This window comes from uncultured Shimia sp., assembly GCF_913054185.1.
Taxonomy (GTDB): domain Bacteria; phylum Pseudomonadota; class Alphaproteobacteria; order Rhodobacterales; family Rhodobacteraceae; genus Shimia.
This window is the reverse complement of record NZ_CAJXIV010000161.1, coordinates 1-3,687: the sequence shown is the minus strand read 5'-3', so window position 1 is coordinate 3,687 and position 3,687 is coordinate 1. Positions and strand designations below refer to the sequence as shown.

2 protein-coding genes and 1 pseudogene are annotated in these 3,687 nt (G+C 60.8%); all 3 read right to left on the bottom strand.

The genetic code is table 11. The features are described from left to right. Positions 1-104: 104 nt before the first annotated feature. Entirely contained in the window at positions 105-1,349 is a 1,245-nt protein-coding gene (locus QZ517_RS19790; RefSeq protein ID WP_294230703.1) for an Hsp70 family protein, read from the bottom strand. Between the two features lie 65 nt (positions 1,350-1,414). Beyond that, positions 1,415-2,311: a hypothetical protein gene (locus tag QZ517_RS19785; protein WP_294230700.1), complete on the bottom strand. Its 897-nt coding sequence runs from the start codon at positions 2,309-2,311 to the stop codon at positions 1,415-1,417. Positions 2,312-2,652: 341 nt separating this feature from the next. Beyond that, positions 2,653-3,687, bottom strand: a pseudogene (locus QZ517_RS19780) (carbamoyl phosphate synthase large subunit); the annotation flags it as partial.

Genomic DNA, 3,687 nt, shown 5'->3' with positions numbered 1-3,687 from the left:
GCGGCGTGGCTGTCCATGGTCAGTCCTTTCGATGAGGCGTGTGGGGTTACGCTCTCATCAGACGGCAGGGCTGTGGTGTTTGTCAAATCTTGCGGGATGCGGTGTTAGCGCCGCTCTGCCGCAATCGCCAGGCCATCGGCGACGGCGGTGAAGACCTCAGAGACTTTGTGATCAGCCTGCGGGAAGCGTGCTTTGGCGGTGTCTTGGACCACAGAGAGCAGGCTGGAGCCGCCGACGTAGATCACTTGGGTGATGTCCTGCGTGGCGGTGTTGGTTTCTGCCAGAATGTCCATCATCGCTTGGTCCAGTTTGGCAGCGTGGCCGGCGAGGATGTCTGGGAGCAGGTCGGCGGGCAGGGCAGGGGTCAGGCTGGCGTCCAGCACGGAGAGGTCGATTTTTGGGTTGGCGAAAGCTTTGCTGGCGGAGACTTTGCCGGCTTCCACAGCAAAGGCGATGTCGTGGCCCAGCTCGTCGCGCAGGACTTCGGCAAGGCGGGCGATTTGGTCGGGGGCTTGGGCCTGGCGCAGCATGTCGTCCACGGCGCGGCGGGTTTGCGCGGTGTAGAGGAAGGGGATTTTCTCCCAGGTGGCGAGGTCGTTGAAGATCGCCGCCGGGGCGGTGTGGGTGCCGCTGCCAAACTGGTTGCGCAGCTCGGTGCCGCGCCCCAACAGGGGCATGACGCGGTTGATGCTGATGGCGCGGTCAAAGTCGGTGCCGCCGACGCGCACGCCGTGGTTGGCGAGCGTGTCGATGCCCGCGTTGGTGGTGCGGAAGAGGGTGAAATCTGAGGTGCCGCCGCCGATGTCGACGATCAGACCCAGTTGGCCGGGTTGGTTGAGGGCTCCGTTGGCGATGGCGGCGGCCTCGGGTTCGGCCATGAAGGTGACATCCGTGAAACCAGCGGCGAGGTAGCAGGCGCGCAGATCGGCTTCGGCCTGGGCCTCGCGCGGGTCGTCTGCGCCGTGAAAGACCACCGGGCGGCCGGAGAGGGCGTGGTCAAAGGTCAGGCCGGTTTGCGCTTCGGCGGTGGTTTTGATGTGGCGCAGGAAGCGCGCGATGATGTCGACAAAGGTCACGCGTTCGTTCAGGACCTGGCGTTTTTCATGCATCAGCGTGGTACCAAGCACGCGTTTGAGGGCGCGCATGAAGCGGCCTTCGATGCCGTCTAGCAACGCTTGGTTGGCGGGAGTGCCGAGCAGGGTTTTGCGGCTGTCGTAGTCAAAGAAAAACGTGGTCGGCAGGGTGGTTTCACCGTGCGCGAAAGTCATCAGATGCGGCGCGCCGTTCACTGCAACCCCTGCGGCGGAGTTGGAGGTGCCAAAGTCGATGCCAAGGGTGTGGGTGTGCATGGTCCGGTCTCCGCCAATAAAACGAAGGCGCGGGTTTAGAATTTGTTGTGGGGGTGGTCAAGGGCTCAGAACAGCGGGCCTGATGGGGCGCTGAGCAAAAGGGCCTCGCGTTCGTCGTACAGGCCGCGCATTTGTGGGGTTTCGAGGTGGGTCATGAACAGCCGTGTGACGGGCACCTGTTGCCAATAGAGCGCGGCGTGGCGTTTGGATTGGCCGTCTTTGAGGAAGCGCAGGGCCACCGCTTGGCTAAAAGTTGCGGAAGTGAAGCCGGTGGGCCGTGGCCGGGTCAGGGGAGCGTCGGAATAGATCACACGGTAGAGCGGAACGTGGGTGATCTCAAGCATGTTAAAGGCGGCGCGCAGGAAGGCGAGGCGGGTCAGAATGTGGCGTTTGCGGTGGGGCAGGGCTTTGTCGCCGGACATCTCGGTGGTGTCGCGCAGGATGCGACCGTCAAAGGGGCAGAGGCCGAGGTCTGCCAAGGCCAGCCGGTGGGCTTTGATGGTTTCACCGGCGTGCGGGTTGCTGACGTAGTGCGCGGCGACATCAGCCTCGATGTGCTGAACGTTGTGGTGCGCGAGCCAATTACTCAGAACCTCAGGGTTTGCAAAAGCGGTGCACGTCTCTGGTGATAGCGGTGCGTTTGGGCTGTGGCCTGCATTGGTAAGCCAACTGTGGGCTTCAGCCGTCAGTCTTGTAAGGTGCGTTTCAGTTTCGATGCGTTGGGCAGCGTCCGCAGCAACATGAAGCGGATGGTTGAGGCGCGTGCTGGCAGTATTGAGGGCGTCTTGTGTGGTTTTGGGCAACGTGGGAGCGGTGGCATCGCAGAGGAATTTATCTGACTGCCAAACGGGAAAATTCCACCGAACGCCTTTGTCTTCAAAATCAAGAACCTCAACCGTAAAGCTGGCGGTGTCCTCGCTAAAGGCTGTGACACGAACAGGGGTACACCGCGGGTCGCGCATCCAGAGCTTGGCGCCGCGCGTTAAGTTGACGAGCGTGGCGACCTCAGCCTGCGGAGGTGGCGTGTGTGTGATCAGATCACCGGACCCATGTGCACGCCACGTCAGGCAGCGAGGCTGGCAAGGGTGATCAGGGTTGCAAGAATTAGGATAATTCGTGTCATCGGCCTGCTCTCAATGGATGGTTTGTTTTTGGCCAAGTTTGCGGTCGGTGAGCATTTTGGGTCAAGGGGGGTACGAAACACGGGCCAAATACGAGTCTTTTTGGCATCGCCTTGCACTCGAGTGCGCAAAGAAAAAGGGCGACCTAAGGGCCGCCCTTTCAAAGACTGATGTTGTTTGGCTTAGCCCTGCAGGGAGCGTACTTCCAAATCACCTTCTTCACGCGCTTTCATGGCGCGGGCGGCGGCGTGGGACGCGGCGGCCGTGGTGAAGTAGGGGATACGGTCGTACAGCGCCACGGAGCGGATTTCGCGGCTGTCGTTCACTGCCTGTGCACCCTCGGTGGTGTTCATCACCAAGGAGATGTCGCCGTTCTTGAGCAGGTCGACAATATTTGGGCGACCTTCATAGACTTTGTTGACCTTCTCACATGTGACGCCATTTTTCGACAGCCACGCGGCGGTGCCGGAGGTCGCCACAACCGTGAAGCCCATACCAATCAGGATGTTGGCCGCGTCGATCATCATCACGGTCTTGTCAGAGTCTTTGACCGAGATGAAGGCTTTGCCTTCGGTTGGCAGGATCATGCCTGCGCCCATTTGTGCCTTCAGGAAGGCGCGGGCAAAGGAGCGATCCCAGCCCATGACTTCGCCGGTGGAGCGCATTTCTGGACCCAAGATGGTGTCGACGCCGGGGAAACGGGCAAATGGCAGCACGGCTTCTTTGACGGAGAACCACGGCATGTCGGGATCGGCCAGCGTCATTTGGTCGGCGATGGGCTGATCCTTTGTGCTGTCGAGTTCCACATATGGTGCGCGTTTTGGGAAGTCGGCGAGTTTCTCACCGGCCATGATGCGTGCGGCGATGGAGGCAATCGCGCTGTCGGTGGATTTGGCGACAAAAGGCACGGTGCGGCTGGCCCGTGGGTTGACCTCGATGAGGAAAATCTCGCCATCTTTAACAGCGAACTGGATGTTCATCAGACCAACCACATTCAGAGCAATCGCCAGTGCGTGTGTCTGTTTCTTGATCTCGGTGATGGTGGCGGCGTCCAGCGAGTACGGTGGCAGTGAGCAGGCGCTGTCGCCGGAGTGCACGCCAGCTTCCTCGATGTGCTGCATGATGCCAGAGATGTGCACATCTTTGCCGTCGCACAGCGCGTCCACGTCCAATTCAACCGCACCGGAGAGGTAGCTGTCGAGCAGCACAGGGCTGTC

Excerpts from the sequence above, each read along its gene's own strand:
- QZ517_RS19790 (WP_294230703.1), bottom strand. The coding sequence starts at position 1,349 with ATGCACACCCACACCCTTGGCATCGACTTTGGCACCTCCAACTCCGCC.
- QZ517_RS19785 (WP_294230700.1), bottom strand. The coding sequence starts at position 2,311 with ATGCGCGACCCGCGGTGTACCCCTGTTCGTGTCACAGCCTTTAGCGAG.